The following is an 18,144-nucleotide window of genomic DNA, read 5'->3' on the forward strand; positions in this document are numbered from 1 at the left end:
GGCTCGATGTCGAATTGGCGGCGGCGGCCCGCAGGCGGGGTGCGGCGCTGCGGGGTGGTCGCGAGCCGGTGCGCGATCTCGAGACGGCCGCGGCGGTCCTGGCCGCACGGGGGTACGAACCGTTCGACGCGGACGGTGTGCTGCGCATGCGCAACTGCCCCTTTCACGCCCTGGCCGAGGCGTATCCGCCACTGGTCTGCGGGATGAATCTCGCCCTGCTCGAGGGCTGCCTCGGAGATTCCGATCGGGTTCGGGTGCGCATCGACCCGCGGCCCGGACTGTGTTGTGTCGCCGTCGAGTCTTCTAAAACAAATGAAGATTGACATAGAGCCGAGGCCGTGGTGAGCTGAGCCCATGACCGGCCATCACCTCGCCCAGCTCAACCTGGCCATCCTCCAGCACCCCCTCGACGATCCGCGCATGGTGGAATTCACCTCGAACCTCGAGCCCATCAACGCGCTGGCTGAGAGTTCCCCCGGCTTCGTCTGGCGGCTCGTGGACGATTCCGGCAAGGACGCCACCACCATGCGGCCGTTCGGCGATGACGTGATCGTCAACCTGTCGGTCTGGGAGAGCCGGGAAGCATTGTGGGACTATGTCTATCGCAGCGAGCACCTGGAGTTCCTGCGCAGGCGCGGCGAGTGGTTCAAGCGCCCGCGCCAGGACATGATCGTGCTGTGGTGGATTCCGGCCGGACACACCCCGACGCTCGAGGAAGCCGTCGAACGCCTGACCATGCTGCGCTCCAACGGTCCTTCACCCCAAGCGTTCTCGCTGCGCGAGAACTACTCCGCCGCGGACGCACAGGTACCGGCCTGAGCGCTCACGCCACCCGGCGCCGCAGCGCGTCGATGGGGGTTTCCGATGATGGTCTCCGGAGAAGTGTTGAACGGCACCGGGCCGCCGATCAGACGGTGGTCGTTGACTCGGCCGCGGCGGGCACACCCGAGGCGACGGCACTGGAACTGGCGCGGGTCACCGGAACCCAGCAGTTCACCCGGTGATCAGATCGCGCCGTACTCACGCGCCCGCGCCACCGCCGAGGTGCGCGACTTCACGCCGAGCTTGGCGTAGATGTGCACCAGGTGGGATTTGACAGTGGTCTCGCTGAGGAACAGCCGCCGACCGATGTCACGGTTGGACAGGCCGTCCGCGACCAGGCGCAGCACCTCGATTTCCCTGGGGCTCAAGGTGGTATCGGGTTTGCGGACCCGGGTCATGAGCTTCGAGGCGACCGACGGCGACAGTACGCTCTCGCCCGCCGCGGCGGACCGCACGGCGGCCAGCAGTTCGGACGGCGGCGTGTCCTTCAGGATGTAGCCGACCGCCCCCGCCTCGATCGCGCCGAGAATGTCGGCATCGGTGTCGTAGTTGGTCACCACCAGCACACTGGGTGGATTCGGCAGGGCGCGCACCGCCGCCGTGGCATCGGCCCCCGACTTGCCCGGCCCGAAACGCAGGTCCATCAGCACCAGATCCACCGGGGTGGTGGCGCAGAAAGCGACCGCCTCATCCGCCGTCGTCACCTCGCCGACCACCTCGATATCGTAATCGACCTGCGCCGCACCGGAATCCAGCAGGGCGCGCAGACCCGCCCGGACGATGGCGTGGTCGTCGGCCAGCAGGATCCTGATCATTGCTGATCCTCCAGGGGGAAGGTGATCGTGACGGCGGTGTGCCCGGGTTCGGATTCCACCTCCATGGTGCCGCCCTGCTGCTCCACCCGGCTGCGCATGGCGGTGAGACCGAAGCTGCCGGACGGCGGGTGGGCCAGCACGGACGCCGGTATTCCGACGCCGTCGTCCACCACATCCAGGTGCACGGCGTCGTCGGCGTAGGTCAGGGTGATGCGCATACGCTCGGCCTCCGCGTGCCGCACCACATTCGAGACCGCGCCCTGGGCGATGCGCACCAGGGCGGCCTCCATGGGCATGGGCAGTCCGTGCGGGGTGCCCTCCACCAGCATCTCGGTCTCCAGGCCCGGGGTGGCCGCGCGCTGGGCGATGCGTTCCAGCGCCTGGGTCAGGGACTGCCCCTCCAGCGCGGCGGGCGTGAGTTCCGCGATGAGCTGGCGGGTTTCGACGAGGCTGTCGGCGGCGGTCTCGCGGGCCAGCCGAATCTGTTGCAGCGCGGGATGATCGGGGGTAGCCCGTTCGGCGGCATGCAGCAGCAGTTGAATACTGCTGAGGCCCTGGGCCACCGTGTCGTGGATCTCCTGGGCCAGACGCTCACGCTCGGCCAGCTTCCCCGCGGTGCGTTCGCGTTCGGCGAGAGTCTCACGGGTGGCCAGCAATTCGTCGATGAGGCGCTGCCGTTCGGCGGCCTCGCGGTACAGGGCGGAGTACCCGAGTCCGATGGCCACCGCCACCACCGCACCCAGGATCGGCCCGACCACGGCCCCCACCGACCAACCCCGATGCATGGCGAATCCGAACACCGACAGCGCGGTGGCCGCCACCACCGCCAGCAGACCCCAGTAGCGCGGCAACAGGTGCAGGTAGAGGAAGAACAGGCCGAAGACCAGGTACACCGCGTCCGGGGCGAGCATGACCAGACCGAGCCAGAGCGCCGTGATCGCCAGCAGCCAGACCCGCGCCGCCGTCGGACGACTCTTGAACAGCGCCCCCGCGAAGTAGACGCCCAGGAATGCGCCCGCGATCACCACCACCGCGACGGGATGGGAGTTCGACACCAGATTGCGCGCCGCCACGAAGACCGTCAGGGTCACCACCAGGGCGTGCAGGCCGAGCTGCAAGGCGGCGAAGACGGGGGTCAGGGGCGATCGGTGCACGCCAGACAGCTTATGCCCGGCTATCGGGGCGGCATCCATCGAAAGTTGGAAACACCGCCCCACCGTTCGCTGGTCGGCGTTTCGTTCCGCGGCGCGATGGCCCGGACCCGGATCGGCGACAGAGTGGAGGCATGTTCGTCGCGCTCCGAGATCTGCGCGCCGCCCGCGGCCGCTTCCTGCTCATCACCCTGGTGGTCACCATGGTGGCGCTGCTCGTGAGTTTCCTCAGCGGCCTCACCTCCGGCCTGGCGCACCAGAATATCTCCGCCGTGCAGTCGCTGCGGGCCGATGCCGTGGTGTTCGCCGACACCGGCGGCGAAGCGTCGTTCGACACCTCGACGCTGACCGCCGAGCAGGTGGACGCGTGGCAGCGCACCGGCGGCACGGTGGATCCGATCGGCATCAGCCGCACTCGCGCCACCGCCGCGGGCGCGCCGCCGACCCAGGTGGCGGTGTTCGGGGTCGACGGCACCCCGTTCGGCAATCGAGTGGCAACCACGTCGGGCGAGGTGGTGCTCAGCAGCGCGGCGGCCGGGCGGCTGCACGCGAACGCCGGGGACACGGTCGAACTCGGGTCGGGCGTGTTCACCGTTCGGGGTGTGACCGGCGACGATTGGTACGCGCACACGCCGGTGGTGTGGATGACGCTGTCGGACTGGCAGGCGCTGAGTCCCGGATCCGGTGCGGCCACCATCCTCGCGGTGTCGGGGGTCTCCGACCTCGCGGCCGCCGACGCCGCCGCGCACACCATCACCACCTCCACCGCGGATTCGCTGTCGGCGATGAGTTCGTATGAGGCCGAGAACGGTTCGCTCACTCTCATGACGGTCATGCTCTTCGCCATCTCCGCACTGGTGATCGGCGCGTTCTTCACAGTGTGGACGATTCAGCGCACCGGCGACATCGCGACGCTGAAAGCCCTGGGCGCGACCACCGGTTCGCTGGTGCGGGACGCGCTCGGGCAGGCTTTGGCGGTGTTGCTCATCGGCGTGGGGCTCGGGGTCGGCGGCACGGCGGTGGCGAGCCTGTTCCTCGGCGACGCACTGCCTTTCGTGCTCAGCGTATCCACGACGCTGTTCCCCGCGGTCGTCCTGATCGTCCTCGGTCTGCTCGGCGCGGCCTTCGCCCTGCGCTTCCTCGTCACCACCGATCCGCTCACCGCACTCAACCAGTCCCGCTGACAATGGCTGCCGCACAGGAGTTCTCGATGCCCACCGCACTCACCGTCACCGATCTGACCCTCACCTACCCCGACGGGTCCGACCGCATCACCGCGCTGGACCGGGTCGCGCTGACCGTGCGCGGCGGCGAGATCGCGGCCATCACCGGCCCGTCCGGCTCCGGCAAGTCCAGCCTGTTGGCCGTGGTGTCCACGCTCATCCGCCCGGACTCCGGCCACGTCGTGCTCGACACCGGATCCGGCGCGACCGACCTCGCCCGGCTCGGCCGCCGCGAGGCCGCGGCCCTGCGGCGTGGACAGATCGGCATCGTCTTCCAGCAGCCCAACCTCATCCCCGCGCTCACCGCCCTGGAACAGCTGGAGGCCATGACCCATCTGGGCCAGCGCCTGCTGGTCTCGCCCGCCCGCCGCCGGGCCACCCGCACCCGCGCCCGCGACCTCCTCGCCGCCGTCGGCCTCGCCGACCACGCCCACAAGCGCCCCGCCCAACTCTCCGGCGGTCAGCGCCAGCGCGTGAACATCGCCCGCGCCCTCATGAACGACCCGGCGCTGCTGGTAGTCGACGAACCCACCAGCGCCCTCGACCAGGAACGCGGCGCGGCCGTCATCGACCTCATCATCGAGGTGGCCCACACCCACCACCCCGCCACCCTCCTCGTCACCCACGACCCCACCCACCTGCACCACATGACCACCGTCCACACCATGCTCGACGGCCGCCTCACCCCTGCCCGCCCCGCCCACCTGGCGGCCTGAGCACCGACGGTGAACCGGTGGCGGACCCCACTCGACCGATGCCGCCACCGGTCCTCCCGCCTCGCGGGGGTCACCGCCGAGTCGGATGATGTCGTCTATTTTCCGCCAGCATCGCTGTCCGATTTCCGGCAACGTGGACCCGGTGACCGCACCGCACCCCAAGACCGTCGTCCAACAGGCCTGGCAGGCCTTCGCCACACACGACTACGACACCATCGCCGCCTGCTTCACCGAGGATGCGCAATGGCTGGCGCCCAGCGGAAACGCCACCGCAACATTCTTCAACGGACCGAGTCACATCATCGGGCGGGCGGCCATCTCGAACTTCCTCGCGCACGACTTCCCCAAGCTCTTCGCCGAGAACGTCTCGATCGACTTCCGCGGGTTCTACGCCGAGGGCGACCACGTCATCGTCGAGGAAACCATGAGCGCGACCCTGTCCAACGGCAATGCCTACCGCCTGGACTACTGCTTCGTCTTCGAGCTGAAGGACGGGCAGATCCACCGGGTCCGCGAATATATGGACACCGCCGCGGGCCACCGTATGGTCTTCGGCGAACAGCCGGCATAGAACGGTTTGGCAACGCCTGTCACCCAGGCGAGGGTCGGCTCGATCCCCCGCCGGAGCCCGCCTCCATGACGTGGCCCAATTGCTCGACCTCGTCCGCGACGATCTGATCCGCACCGCCGATCACCGGCGTCGCATCGACCCGGAGACATCCTCGACGATCACGCAGGACCCCTCGGCACCACCACAGCGTGGAGCGTGCCGCCGGAACCCGAAGCGCGGCGTGGAGCCACCGTGATCGTGCGGGCACACAACGACCGGCCGTAGTCGCGCCTGGCGACCGAGACGGAACTCGTGCAGTGCTCAGCCACAGCAGGCGTGGAATCCGCCGACCGGCGTGCCGGTTGTGTCTGCGGCGGCCGCGGCTTCGACGTCGCGAAGAATCCGGGTTCGGTCCTCGGGGCCGAGGTACCGTCCCCGGCTGACGACGGCGTGGATGCGGGTCGTGTTGGTGATCGCCGCCAGTGGATCGGCGTCCAGGACGACCAGATCCGCGAATTTCCCGGGTTCGACCGTGCCCGTGAGGTGTTCCATGCCGAGGCAGCGGGCGGCGTCGCGGGTTGCGGCCTGCAGTGCTCGCAAAGGCGGAAGCCCCGCCTGTACCAGCAACTCCAGCTCCTCGTGCAGGGCGAAGCCCGGGAATACGAAGGGATTGGCGCAATCCGTACCGGCCACGATGCCGACGCCCGCGGCGTGCATCGCCCCGAGCACCCGTACGCGCGCCCGGTGATTGGCCTGCATGGCGGCGCGGATCGGCGCCGGCTCGCTCTGCGCGCCGAGGTTCTGCCACCACGTCTTGAACGACGGCGGCATATAGCGCAGACGGTCGTCGCTCGGGTCGCCGGGCGGTCCACCGGACAGGAACCGCTGCATCACCACCAGCGTCGGAGACAGCCAAGTGCCCCGCCGGATCATTCGATCGGCAAGCGCCTCAGCGATGTCCGGGCTGAAGGTCTGTGCCGCGGTCTGTTCGAGTAGGGGCGCGAAGGTCCCGACGTTCAAGGTGGACGGGTCCATGGCGCGGAGTTCGGCGTGCAGTTCGGCCGCGCGCGACGAGGTCGCGACGAGCATGCCGATCATGTGCTCGAGGGTGTGCTGTCCCATGTCGACCGCCTCGCCGACCGCCACCTGAGTGGGCAAGTGCCCCGCGAACCGCAATCCGGCTCGGTGCGACTCGTCGGCGACGGCCAGATAGGTTTCTCGGCTGAGTAGCGAATAGACCTTCACGAAATCGGCGCCGTCGCGCTGTGCCTGCCGCACCGCGGCCCGCCCGTCCGCCTCGGTGGCCACCACCTGCGACTGCGGCCAGATCCCGGGCGGCCCGTCGATGATGTTGCTGGCCACCACCATTCGTGGCCCGAATGCTTGTCCCAGCTCGATCCGCCGCCGCAGGTCGCGGGTGCGCGGTGTACCCCACATTTCGCGAATCCCGGTCACACCGTGGACTACATGCAGTGGCGGGAAGATCCGTTCCGTCTCCGTCTGGTGCACATGCATATCCCACAGGCCGGGGATGACGAACTTGCCCGCCAGATCCACCACCGGCACCCCGGGCGGCAGCGGAATATCGGCTTGTCGCCCGACAGCCAGGATCCGATCACCCGCCAGCACGATCGCTGCCCCAGGTAGCGGGGCAGCATCCGTGCCCTCGATCAGCGTGGCCCCGGAAAGCACCCGCACCGGCGCCCCGTCATCAGCGTGCGCCCGGCCCCCTCCCATGACACTGCCCACCGCCGCGCCTACCGCACCCATGCCCAGCAGCCTCAGAAACTCCCCTCTGCTCCAACCATCCACGACCTACACCACCCTCACTCGCCGGAAGACCTCAGACATCCGGCTCTCGTTGTTGATTCTCCGACACGATGAAACATGGGTTGGCCCCTTCTGCTGGTCGAGGGCTTGTGAACGGTGGACCCGGCTGCGATGAAGACTGTTTGACCTGGTCAGCCAGAGGTGCGGGTGACCATGTGCAGCGCTAACTGGGCGTGGAACCGGGCGAGTCCGTCGATATCGTTGCCGGGGTGTGGTCCGGCGATTTCGGAGAGCCGAATTGCAACGTTTGCCATCGCGGTCGCCACGAGTTTCACCTCGTTGGCGCCGTCGTAGTCGGGCACCGCGAACTGATCGTTGGCTATCCCGGCTTCGATGATGTTCTCGATCCTGCGCCGGTTGGCACGCCGGAATTCGATTTCGCGCCGGAGGTAGTCCTCGCTCAGTTCGACGTAGTCGATGTTGGCGACTTTGGTCGCCTGCGGGTTGAGCAGTGCGAAGCGGGCCATGGTCTCGATGAGTTTGAACAGGCGGTCGGCGGGGTCGTCCGGGTCGGCTGCGGCCTCGGCGGTGCGGATCAGGGCTGTGAGTTGGTTGCCGAATCGAGCCAGGATGGAGAACAGCAGTTCGTCTTTGGAGGTGAAATGGTTGTACATCGCGCCGGGTGTCAGGCCGCATGCCACCATGATGTCTTTGACCGACGTGCCCCGGTAGCCTTGGGCGGCAAAGCGTTCCAGGGCCACGGCCTCGATCCGGCGCTTGACCGGGCTGTCGGACTGGACGTTCGCCGTGGCGGTCGTCTTTTCAACCACTGACTCGTCTCCTGTCACTTCCACCACCACATGATGGGCTGAATGTCCGTTCACACATCATCCTAGAGTTGCGGCGTTCGCCGAGGCGGCCCGGCGGTCGGCGGCCATTTGTTGTCGCTGGTTCGGCCTTCAGTCGATGCGGTCGCGACGGACGGTGATTCCGGCGGCGTCGCGGTCCCAGGTATCGGGGGTTATCCCGGCCGCGCGCAGCGCGTATTTCTCGACCTTCCCGGTCGGCGTCTTGGGCAGCTCGGCCAGGAATCGGACGTATCTGGGGATCATGAAGTGCGCCATGCGCGGACGCAGATACTCGATCAGGTCCGCCGGAATCAACTGGTGGCCGTCGGCCAGGGCGAGCACGACGAGAACCTCTTCCTCACTGTGCTCGCTCACCACCCCGACCGCGGCGGCCTCCTGGACGGCGGGATGCGCGAGCAGTTCGGCCTCCACCTCGAAGGAGGAGATGTTCTCCCCGCGCCGCCGAATGGCGTCCTTGGCACGGTCTACGAAGTAGAAGTTGTTCTCACTGTCCCGGCGAAACAGGTCGCCGGTGTGGAACCAGCCGTTGCGCCAGACTTCGGCGGTCGCGTCCGGCATCCGGTGGTAGCCGGCGTTCATGGTCCATGGCAGGTCGGCCCGGACGATCAGCTCGCCCACCTCGCCGACTCCGATTTCCCGGTCGTGCCCATCCACCAGACGCACCTCGACACCGGGGCGCGGCTTGCCACACGAGCCGATCGCCGTCGGATTCGGTGCGGAGACGATCGGATTGGACGTCTCGGTCATATTGAAGACGGTCAGCACCCGGACGTCGAAGCGCTCGGCGAAGGCGATGGCATCCGCCGTGAGGGGCACGGTCAGCGCGAACCGCAGCGGATTGTCGGCGTCGCCGGGGCTCGGCGGCCGTTTGGACAGGAAGGATATGGGCGCTCCCAGCAATGTGCACGCGGTGGATTCGGTCCGGCGTACGACATCCCAGAACTGTTGTGTGGCGAAGCCGCGGCTGATCGCGATCGAGGCGCCCAGCGCGAGTGCCCCGTTGACCGCGAGGGTTGCGGCGCCGTGAAAGAACGGGGTGTTGATCAGGTACCTGTCCGTTGCGCCGAGGTGGCCGCGCATCACCGCCATGGCCGTCGTATGGGCGTGCAGGTGCGGGCACCGCACCCCCTTGGACGGTCCGGTGGTCCCGGATGTGTACATGATCGTCTGGATATCCCACGGCTCGACCAGCCGCCGCGGCCCGGTGAACCCGGTCGGGTCGGCATCCATCACCGCCGCTCCGACGACCGCCCAGGCCGCCGGTTCGGATGGTTCGGCCGGTAGATCGCCGAGCACGACGACGGTCTTCAGCCCGGCCGGGTCGACGGCCCTGAGCCTGTCCACCAGATCCGGGTGGACCACGGCGACCTGTGCTCCCGTATTAGCGACCACGTGAGCCAGCAGCTTTCCTTTGTAAGCCAGGTTGACCGGCACGTAGACGGCGCCGATAAGGTTGATCCCGAACCAGATCGCCAGCACGTCGGGCCCGTTCGGCAGCCATACCAGAATCGGGTCGTCCTGCTCGACGCCCAGCTGCCGTAGCCCGGCGGCGGCCCGCTGGGCCTGTTCCAGCGCGTGGCGGTACGTCCAGCTCGGCTCGTCGCTGTCGTCGAAGACGGCGAATATCCGGTCCGGATGCTGCGCCGCGCCCTTGGTGAGCAGGGCGGGCAGGACGCACTCGGCCGCTGCGGGAATGTCGTGCTGTGTCATGGTTTCTTCCGCTCCGCGACGCCGCGCCGCGGCGTCGAGCGCGCACATTCGGCCGACCACACTGCCAGGGCCGCACCTCTCGATGGTATCCCGGTGCCGGTTTCGGGCCGGACGAGCGCACAGCGGCTGCGATGGTTCACTCGGGCGCTCCGTGATCGGCGGGAAGGACGGACAACGCGAGCACGGACTGCCCGTCCGGCCCGTGGTAGACGCGCTGGTCGGCGATCTTTCCGACGGCGTCGGCGCCGATGGTGTTGCCGGTGTTCAAGTTCCGGTCGAAGCGCGGGAAGTTACTGCTGGTCACGGTCAGTCGCAGTTGATTGCCCGGTCGGAAGCGCCAGGCCGTCTCTCCGCAGTCGATCCGCAGCCGGGTCGGCGTGCCGGGCTCCAGAGGTACCTCGCGGTCCAGACCGTCGCGGTAGCGAGCCCGGGTGATGCCGTCGACCACGGCGATCGACCGACCGTCCGGGTACACCTCGCTGAGCCGTGCGACGAAGTCGGTGTCGGTCGCCGACGAAGAGACCGTCAGCTCCAGCAGCACCGGCCCGACCACATCGAGCTCCTGATCCAACGGGGCTGAGGTGTAGCAGAGCAGGTCCGGTCGGCGTTCCAGGAACGACACATCCCGTGGTCCGGTGACCTCATTGCCCAGCACCACCCGGCCACCGTGAGTGGGTACCGGGTGCTGCGGGTCGTAGACGTATGCGTCGTACCGGTTTCGACCGGGCGCATTGTCCACCAGCCGGCCGTTGCCTCCCGCGGTACGGGCATCGCCGTCACTGGTGAGCACGAACTCCCGGGTTTTCACCCCGGATGGTGGCCATTGCCGAGCGGTGCGCCATTCGTTCGCGCCCATTAGGAAGTACTCCACCGGGGGCAGGTCCGTCTCGACGCCCCGCAAGTGCCGGTCGAAGAAGGCCAACTGCTTCGCCGTCAGCCCGGCGGCCCCTTCGGCCAGCACTCCGAAGTTCATATCGCCCTGTTCGGCCGGGGCGTTCTGCCCGTGCGCCCATGGCCCGACGATCATCCGGTGTTCGGTGGCGCATGCCGTGTCGGCTCCGGTCAGTTGGACGTATCCACGGACACCGGCGTCGCAGTAGATGTCGAACCAGCCTGCCAGCGACAGGCTCGGTACGGCGATGGAGTCGAACGCGATCTGCGCTGTCGTGGAGAACCGGCCGGCCAGGGCATCGCCGAGATCGACCACGGCACCTGAGGACAGGCCCGGCATCTCCGACAGTGGCAGGTGATGGGTTGCGAGGTCCGGATCGGTGACGATCGCGCCGACAGCGACCAGCAGCTCCGGATCGATCTCCTCACCGCGAGACTGTCGAGTCGTCAGCGATTCCAGCGTCATGTAGGCCAGCCAGGACACCAATTGGACCAGTGGCACCGCACCGCCGTCGGCGCGGCGTTGCAGCTCGCCACCCGCCGCGATGGCCGGCGCGATCGCCCTCAGGTGTGGCGGATGCAGGGCCGCGCCCATCCACTGGACAATGCCGAGGTACGAGCCGCCGATCATGCCGACGTTCCCGTCACACCACTGCTGCGCGGCGATCCATTCGACCGTGTCGTAGGTGTCGCGGCCCTCCTGCTCCCACATGATCGGCGTCCAGACGCCGTCGGAGGCGTAGCGGCCCCGCGTGTCCTGGACGACGACGGTGTACCCCGTGTGGACCGCGTCGGTGGTCCGGAACCAGTCGCTGTTCGGCATCGCGGCGGCCTTGTTGTACGGCAGCCGTCGCAACAGCACCGGCCGGGGCGATCGATCCGCCGCGCGCCAGACGTCGCCGCGCAGGATGACACCATCGCGCATGGGCATCTCCACGTCGCGGTCGACGATCATGCCGGGCCGGGTACCGAATGTCGTCTCCATCTGCCCACTCTCTTTCCTGTTCCTCGTGGTTCGACTCATCCGCGCACCCACCCACCACTCCAGGAGGCGGTTCGCCGCGACGAGCCCGGAAACCCCTGCACCGACGATCGCCACCTCCGCTGACACTCGCAAGGGGATGCGGCATGGCTGCCCCTTCCAAGGGTAAATGAATGACCATATACTAGGCTCGAGTTCACGATGTCGGAACCCTGGGCGCGCAAAGCCTCGACGCCGGTGCCGTGGTCGTAGGTTTACGAACATTCATTCATACCGATTGGGATGGTGCCTGATGGCGATCGAAGGAACTGTCGAGCCGCGCTTCGAGCGCGTCCGCGCCGCGTTCGAGGAGAACTTCGACAAGCGCGGTGAGATGGGCGCTGCGTTGTGCGTCTACCACGAGGGCCGGTCCGTCGTGGATCTCTGGGGTGGGCTGGCCGACAGGGCGCGGCAACGGCCATGGACGATCGATACGCTGGCGCCCATCGACTCGGTGAGCAAGGGGCTCACTGCGATCTGCGGTCTCATGCTCGTCGATAGCGGAGAACTGGACCTCGACGCGCCGGTGGCGAAGTACTGGCCGGAATTCGCGGCGGCCGGCAAGGAGGACCTTCCGGTGCGCTTGCTGTTCACCCATCAGGCCGGACTGCCTGCGGTCGATCGGTGGATCACCATGGCGGATCTGGAGAGCTGGACGCCGATGGTGGAGGCGCTGCAGGAGCAGACGCCGCTGTGGACACCGGGCACCGCGCACGGATACCACGGGGTGACCATGGGTTACCTCGTCGGAGAGGTGGTCCGGCGCATCAGCGGATTGACGCCCGGTGCCTTCCTGCGGGAGCGAATCAGTCCGGCGCTGGGTGGTCTGGAGGTGTGGATCGGGCTGCCGGAGGCGGAGGAGTCGAGGGTCGTGGCCGTCGAGCGAGCCGATATCAGCCCGGAGGCCACGGTGGCGGCGTCGACCGGCGACGAACGCTACGACGCGTTCCTGGCCGAAATGGCCGAGCTGTGGGCGTCACCGTGGTTCCTCGCGGCGTACGCCGACCCGGACAAGCGGTCGATCGAGCCATTCCTGACCAGGTCCATCGGCGCCCGCACCATGGGGCCGATCGAGATCGGCGAGGACATGAACAGTCGGCGGCACCACGCGGCCGAGGTGCCCTCGGTCACCGGCATCGCGGGCGCCCATTCGCTGGCGCGGTTGATGGCGGCCCTGATTGGGGAGGTCGACGGAGTTCGGCTGATCGGCCCGGAGCTGACCGCCGAGGTGGCCCGCCGCTACGCGAGCGGACCGGATCAGGTGCTGCGGGCCGATACCGCGTGGGGGCTGGGTTTCCATGTGCCCGGCGGGATCTTCATGCCCGATTTCGGCACCGGGCACGCCTTCGGACATGCAGGCGCCAACGGAACGCTGGCCTTCGCCGACCCAGACCGCAGCCTCGCTCTGGGGTATCTGCGAAGTCTCCAGGAGTGGTCCATTCCCGACAACCGCTCGACGCCGCTGGTCGAGGCGGTCTACGACTGCCTGGACAGCGCCACTCCCCCTGTTGGATAACTCTGCGACGGGGAACTGGTGGCGGAGGCTTCTCGGCCGATGCCGCCACCGGTTCCCCGTGATCGATCAACCAGTCAGAGTTGGCCGGAGTCGGCGATGCGGATGGGGGCGGTGGTGGCGCCGGAGTCGGTGCCGGAGCGGGCTATGGCGTCGAGGAGGGGGAGGCCCTCGGTGATCTGGCCGAAGACTACGTGGCGGCCGTCCAGCCAGGGGGTTTCGGCGAAGGTGAGGAAGAACTGGGAGCCGTTGGTGTCGGGGCCGGAGTTGGCCATGGAGAGAACACCGGGGCCGGTGTGGGTGCGGGTGAAGTTCTCGTCGGCGAACTTGCCGCCGTAGATGCTCTCGCCGCCGGTGCCGTCACCGGCGGTGAAATCGCCGCCCTGCGCCATGAATCCGGGAATCACCCGATGGAACGCGCTGCCCTTGTAGTGCAGCACCGCCCCGCTCGAACTGGTCCCCTTCTCTCCCGTGCACAGTGCCCGGAAATTCTCGGCGGTCCGCGGCACCGCATCCGCGAACAACTCCATGACGAGTCGGCCCACCGGCTGCTCGCCGATGGTGATGTCGAAGAATACGTGCGGATTGTGGCCGTGCGCGGCGGCGGTTCGAGCGCCGAACGCCACGGCTCCCACGGCGGCGGCGGCGGATGCGAGAGCGGACCTGCGAGACAGCGGAGTCATCGACCTTCTTCCTGTTCGGATCGGACGGCAGCATGCCATATGCCGGGCAGCACCGGGTCCGAACCGCACAGGGGTTGGCGATTCTCGCACCGAATACGACGGAAAGGGTATTTCGAAAGCCGTCTGCCAAACTGATGAAAGCCATTGCCTCGCAACCCACTCCGTATCGTGTTCGACGCGCTAGCCTGCGTCCATGCCCAGCGTCTGACACGAGGTGGTGATCGATCTGTTCCGCCAGCGCCCTCAACTGGCGGTCGAACTGCTCACTCTCGCTGGAGACCAGCAACTACCAAGGTTCGACAACGCCCGGCTGGAGTCGGGGGACTTCCCCGACATCTGCCCGACCGAGTACCGGGCCGACACCGTCGTCGTGCTAACCGAAGACTCGACCCCGGTCCTCGCCGTCGTGGTCGAGGTGCAACTGCGACCGGACGGCGACAAGACCTGGAGTTGGCCGGTCTACCTGACGACGCTTCGGGCACGGCTGCGGTGCGCAACAGTCCTGCTGGTGCTGTGCCCTGACGAACACACCGCCCACCGCTGCCGCACCCCGATCACCGTGGCCCCCGCCTTCGTGCTCACACCTACGGTTATCGGGCCGGCGAATGTTCCGGCGGTCACCGACGCCCGGTCCACGGTCGCGAACCCTGAACTGGCCGTCCTCTCGGCGATCGCCTATCGCAACCGTCCCGAGCGAGACGCGGTCCTGACCGCACTTGTCGAGGGCGCGCTCGATGTTCCCCATGGCAAAATGTATGTCGATCTGGTGATGGCCATCCTGCCGCGGACAGCCCGGAGCTTCCTGGAGACTCTCATGACTACCGGCACCTACCAATACAAGAGCGAGTTCGCCCGGCGCTACTTCTCCGAGGGAGAAGCAAGGGGCCAAGCACAGGGAGAGGCCCGCGCATTGCTCACTGTCCTGCACGAACGTGGGATGGTGCTGCCGGAGTCGGCTGTCACACGGATCCACGAGTGTGATGACACCGAGTTGCTCAACACCTGGATCGCGCGTGCGGTAACCGCTGGCAGCCTCGATGAGGTGTTCGACGACTGAAGGTCACGACCGCAGGGCCCGGTCGATGCGGGAGCGCAGGGTGCGGAGTTCGGTGGCCAGTTCGGGGGGAGCGTGGAGGTCGAAGTCGACGCCGAGGTCCAGGAGGCGGTGGGCCAGCCATTCCGGGGAGTCGTCGCGGTGGGCGTCGAGGCGGCAGGTGCGGTCGTCGAGGGCGACGATGTCGCCGGGGACGTCGCCGAGGCGACCGGTGACGCGGTGGGCGGGGGCGTGGATGGTGGCGCGAACATGGAATGTCGGTGTGCCCCAGTCGGTTCGCTCACCCGCCACGTAGGCGGCGGGGCTGTCCGCCGGTAGCGGGCGTGGGGTGAAACGCGCGGCGGTGGGGTGCGGCCGGGTGATGCGATCGACACGGAAGGAGCGCCAGGCGTCGCGGTCGAGGTCGTAGCAGACCAGATACCAGCGGTGGCGGGTGGATACGAGGCCGACGGGTTCGGTGTGGCGGCGGGATTCGGCTCCGGCGGGCGACCGGTAGGTGAAGCGGACCCGTTCGCGATTGGTGACGGCGGCGGCCAACGCGGTGAGGATGTCCGGATCCACCGGAGCGCGGACCGGAGCCGGTGCGGCGGTGGCGGTGGCCAGTACGCGGACGCGGCGGCGGAGCTTGACCGGGAGCACCTGTTCGAGCTTGGCCAGGGCGCGGACCGACGCCTCCTCGATACCCGTGACGGCCGTACCCGCCGCGACGCGCAGTCCCACCGCGATCGCCACGGCCTCCTCGTCGTCCAGCAGCAGCGGCGGCAGCGCCGCTCCCGCCACCAGGCGGTATCCCCCGGCCGCGCCCAGGGTGGCCTCGACCGGATACCCCAGTTCGCGCAGCCGCTCGATATCGCGGCGCACCGTGCGATCGGTGACGCCGAGCCGTTCGGCCAATTCGCTCCCCGGCCATTCACGCGGGGTTTGCAGCAGGGAGAGCAACCGCAGCAGTCGCGCCGATGTGTCCGTCATATTTCTCAGTGTGCCGTTTATCTAGGACCAAAACAGTCCTATATGGCCCATAACTTGGTCACCGGACAGCCCGAACGACACAGGAGCCGGTAATGACCCGCGAGATCCGCCCCTTCCGCATCGACATCCCGCAGACCGATATCGACGACCTGAACGACCGCCTGGCCCGCGCCCGCTGGTCCGCGCCGCTGCCGGGGCAGGACTGGGACAAGGGCGTGCCGGTCTCCTACCTGAAGGAGCTGGCCGAGTACTGGCGCACCGAATTCGACTGGCGTGCACAGGAAGCCGCGCTCAACGAATTTCCGCAGTTCATCACCGAGATCGACGGCTCGGACGTGCACTTCCTGCACGTCCGCTCGCCCGAGCCGGACGCACTGCCGCTCATCCTGACCCACGGCTGGCCGAACACCTTCGTGGAGTTCACCAAATCCATTGGCCTGCTGACCGATCCGCAACGGTACGGCGGCGACCCGGCCCAGGCGTTCCACGTGGTGATCCCGTCGGTCCCCGGCTTCGCGTTCTCCGACGCGCCCCGGGAACTCGGCATGTCGCCCCGCAAGGTCGCCGAGATGTGGGTGGAACTCATGGACCGGCTCGGCTACGACCGCTACGGCGTCCAGGGCGGCGACCTGGGCGTGTACGTGGTGCAAGAAATGGCCATCGCCGCACCGGATCACGTGGTCGGCGTGCACATCGACGGCGGAGTCGGCATGCCGACCGAGGCCGACGTACCGGCCATGAACGCCGAGGAACGCGCCGAGTGGGACATGATGCAGCAATGGATGACGGGTGTGGACCACCACGTCCTGCTGCACGACGCCCCGGAGACCTTCGCCGCGGCGTGGACGGATTCCCCGGTCGGCCTGCTGGCGTGGCTGGTGCACAAGTTCACCGAATTCGCCCCGCTGGCCGACCATGTCGAGCAGGCCGTCGAACGCGATCACCTGCTCACCAATATCAGCCTGTACTGGTTCACCAACACCGCCGCCACCTCCAGCTGGCCCATGTACAACGGCCTCGGTGACGACGGCTTCGCCTGGCCGAAGGGCCAGCGACTGGTGCCGATGGGCGTCTACGGCGGCGGCTCGGCCCTCATGCGCCGCCTCGCCGAACGCGACAACCTCATCACCCACTGGCCCGAGGGCAATACCGGCAACCACTTCGTGGCCATGGAACTGCCCGAGATGCACACCGCCGACATCCGCGCCTTCTTCGCCGAGATGCGCTGACCGCACGCACCTGCCACAGTGTCGCCATGGACGATGAGGTTCGGGCGGCACCGTGGAGGTCGTGACATCGCTGCCCGCCGACACCCCGCTGTCGCGGGTGGCGGCGGCCGTCCGGCGCATCGAGGAACTCGGATTCGACACCGTGCACATCTCGGAGACGGTGCACGACCCGTTCGCCGCCTGCGCGCTGGCCGTCGAGCACAGCAGCACGCTGACCATTCGCACCAGCATGGTCGTGGCCTTCGCCCGCAGCCCCATGGTGACCGCCTGTGCCGCCTGGGATCTGGCTTGCTGGTCCGGTGGGCGGTTCCAGCTCGGCATCGCATCGCAGGTGCGCGGCAACGTGGTCGGCCGCTACTCCATGCCGTGGACCGATCCGGTGGCGCAACTCGGCGACTACATCGCCGCGCTGCGGGCCATCTTCGCGGCCTTCCAGCACGGCACCCCGCTGGATCATCACGGCAGCCACTACCACTTCACCCGGCTCCAGCCGTACTTCGACCCCGGACCGCTGGACACGCCCGCACCCGCCATCTGGATGGGCGCGGTGAACCGGCGCATGACCGAACTCGCCGGTGCGGTGGCCGACGGATTCGTCGCGCATCCGACGGGTTCGCATCCCCGAACGCTGCTGGAGCAGACACTGCCCACCCTGCGCGCCGGTGCGCGCGGCCGGGATCGTGCCGATGAGCCGAGGGTGGTCGTGGTGCCCAAGGTCGTCACCGGCCGCGATCGGGAGGCCCTCGCCCGAGCCCGCGAGGCGGTGCGCTCCGAACTGGCGTTCCTGTACTCCACGCCCGCCTACCGCGGCACCCTCGATCGGCTCGGCCTGGGCTCGGTCGCGGACGAACTCACCGCCGCGGCCCGCGCGAAGGACTGGACTCGACTTCCGACGATCCTCACCGACGAGTCCGTCGCGGAGCTGGTTCCGCAGGCGACCTACGCGGAGCTGCCGGAGCTGCTCGCCGAGCGATACCGCGGCCACTGCCATGGCATCGCACTCGGAGTCCCATCGGACCCTCGCGATGACGACGAGTTCCGCCGACTGCTGACCCGCATCCGGGCCATTCGCTGAGTCGCGGTCACCACTTGCGGGCGGCGAACCACCCCAGCAGGCTCGGGTCGTCCACGGCGGTGGGGGCGACCACGGACTCCGGA

The 18,144-nt window shown here is 68.1% G+C and carries 16 protein-coding genes and 1 pseudogene; 9 read left to right on the forward strand and 8 right to left on the reverse strand.

The features are described 5' to 3' along the window. Together QK444_RS14250 and QK444_RS14255 are read left to right on the forward strand one after the other, a co-directional pair. Positions 1–323: pseudogene (locus tag QK444_RS14250) on the forward strand (transcriptional regulator); the annotation flags it as partial. A 31-nt stretch (positions 324–354) separates the two neighbouring features. After that, the gene (locus tag QK444_RS14255) at positions 355–819 is read left to right on the forward strand and encodes a DUF3291 domain-containing protein (RefSeq protein WP_282780523.1); all 465 of its coding nucleotides are present in this window, start codon (positions 355–357) and stop codon (positions 817–819) included. A gap of 185 nt (positions 820–1,004) precedes the next feature. On the opposite strand, the gene QK444_RS14260 is transcribed toward QK444_RS14255, so the two are convergent. After that, positions 1,005–1,637 carry a response regulator transcription factor gene (locus tag QK444_RS14260; RefSeq protein ID WP_282780525.1) on the reverse strand — a complete coding sequence of 211 codons (633 nt, stop codon included), beginning with the start codon at positions 1,635–1,637 and terminating at the stop codon, positions 1,005–1,007. Then, the gene (locus QK444_RS14265) at positions 1,634–2,791 is read right to left on the reverse strand and encodes a sensor histidine kinase (protein WP_282780527.1); all 1,158 of its coding nucleotides are present in this window, start codon (positions 2,789–2,791) and stop codon (positions 1,634–1,636) included. Before QK444_RS14265 ends, QK444_RS14260 begins: the two co-directional genes overlap by 4 nt. 131 nt (positions 2,792–2,922) lie before the next feature. Between QK444_RS14265 and QK444_RS14270 the strand changes: the two genes are divergently transcribed. The 3 genes from QK444_RS14270 (at position 2,923) to QK444_RS14280 (ending at position 5,298) form a co-directional block, all read left to right on the forward strand. Continuing rightward, the gene (locus QK444_RS14270) at positions 2,923–3,972 is read left to right on the forward strand and encodes an ABC transporter permease (RefSeq protein WP_282780528.1); all 1,050 of its coding nucleotides are present in this window, start codon (positions 2,923–2,925) and stop codon (positions 3,970–3,972) included. A 26-nt stretch (positions 3,973–3,998) separates the two neighbouring features. Then, on the forward strand, positions 3,999–4,727 hold the full coding sequence (locus QK444_RS14275) for an ABC transporter ATP-binding protein (protein WP_282780530.1): 729 nt from the start codon (positions 3,999–4,001) through the stop codon (positions 4,725–4,727). A 142-nt stretch (positions 4,728–4,869) separates the two neighbouring features. Continuing rightward, on the forward strand, positions 4,870–5,298 hold the full coding sequence (locus tag QK444_RS14280; RefSeq protein ID WP_282780531.1) for a nuclear transport factor 2 family protein: 429 nt from the start codon (positions 4,870–4,872) through the stop codon (positions 5,296–5,298). A gap of 300 nt (positions 5,299–5,598) precedes the next feature. Here the strand turns inward: QK444_RS14280 and QK444_RS14285 are convergent, their stop codons facing one another. The 4 genes from QK444_RS14285 to QK444_RS14300 all read right to left on the reverse strand — a co-directional run bounded on the left by QK444_RS14285 (position 5,599) and on the right by QK444_RS14300 (position 11,763). Beyond that, positions 5,599–7,047 (reverse strand): amidohydrolase family protein, encoded by a 1,449-nt coding sequence (locus QK444_RS14285; RefSeq protein WP_282780533.1) that lies wholly within the window; start codon positions 7,045–7,047, stop codon positions 5,599–5,601. A 191-nt stretch (positions 7,048–7,238) separates the two neighbouring features. After that, a complete protein-coding gene (locus QK444_RS14290) occupies positions 7,239–7,931 on the reverse strand; it encodes a TetR/AcrR family transcriptional regulator (RefSeq protein WP_282780534.1) in 693 nt (230 codons plus the stop codon). Between the two features lie 75 nt (positions 7,932–8,006). After that, positions 8,007–9,626: an AMP-binding protein gene (locus QK444_RS14295; RefSeq protein ID WP_282780536.1), complete on the reverse strand. Its 1,620-nt coding sequence runs from the start codon at positions 9,624–9,626 to the stop codon at positions 8,007–8,009. A gap of 136 nt (positions 9,627–9,762) precedes the next feature. Next, positions 9,763–11,763: a CocE/NonD family hydrolase gene (locus QK444_RS14300; protein WP_282780538.1), complete on the reverse strand. Its 2,001-nt coding sequence runs from the start codon at positions 11,761–11,763 to the stop codon at positions 9,763–9,765. A 28-nt stretch (positions 11,764–11,791) separates the two neighbouring features. Between QK444_RS14300 and QK444_RS14305 the strand changes: the two genes are divergently transcribed. Continuing rightward, on the forward strand, positions 11,792–13,054 hold the full coding sequence (locus tag QK444_RS14305; RefSeq protein WP_282780539.1) for a serine hydrolase domain-containing protein: 1,263 nt from the start codon (positions 11,792–11,794) through the stop codon (positions 13,052–13,054). A gap of 74 nt (positions 13,055–13,128) precedes the next feature. Here QK444_RS14305 and QK444_RS14310 read toward each other — a convergent pair whose 3' ends face one another. Next, on the reverse strand, positions 13,129–13,734 hold the full coding sequence (locus QK444_RS14310) for a peptidylprolyl isomerase (RefSeq protein WP_282780541.1): 606 nt from the start codon (positions 13,732–13,734) through the stop codon (positions 13,129–13,131). A gap of 214 nt (positions 13,735–13,948) precedes the next feature. Between QK444_RS14310 and QK444_RS14315 the strand changes: the two genes are divergently transcribed. After that, positions 13,949–14,791: a hypothetical protein gene (locus tag QK444_RS14315; protein WP_282780543.1), complete on the forward strand. Its 843-nt coding sequence runs from the start codon at positions 13,949–13,951 to the stop codon at positions 14,789–14,791. Positions 14,792–14,794: 3 nt separating this feature from the next. Here the strand turns inward: QK444_RS14315 and QK444_RS14320 are convergent, their stop codons facing one another. Then, entirely contained in the window at positions 14,795–15,757 is a 963-nt protein-coding gene (locus tag QK444_RS14320; RefSeq protein WP_282780545.1) for a YafY family protein, read from the reverse strand. Between the two features lie 92 nt (positions 15,758–15,849). On the opposite strand from QK444_RS14320, the gene QK444_RS14325 reads away from it, so the two are divergent. Then, the gene (locus tag QK444_RS14325; protein ID WP_282780547.1) at positions 15,850–16,986 is read left to right on the forward strand and encodes an epoxide hydrolase; all 1,137 of its coding nucleotides are present in this window, start codon (positions 15,850–15,852) and stop codon (positions 16,984–16,986) included. Positions 16,987–17,038: 52 nt separating this feature from the next. Then, positions 17,039–18,061 (forward strand): TIGR03617 family F420-dependent LLM class oxidoreductase, encoded by a 1,023-nt coding sequence (locus QK444_RS14330; protein ID WP_282780550.1) that lies wholly within the window; start codon positions 17,039–17,041, stop codon positions 18,059–18,061. The last annotated feature ends 83 nt before the right edge of the window (positions 18,062–18,144 follow it).

The organism is Nocardia sp. CC201C, assembly GCF_030010695.1.
Lineage (GTDB): Bacteria > Actinomycetota > Actinomycetes > Mycobacteriales > Mycobacteriaceae > Nocardia > Nocardia otitidiscaviarum.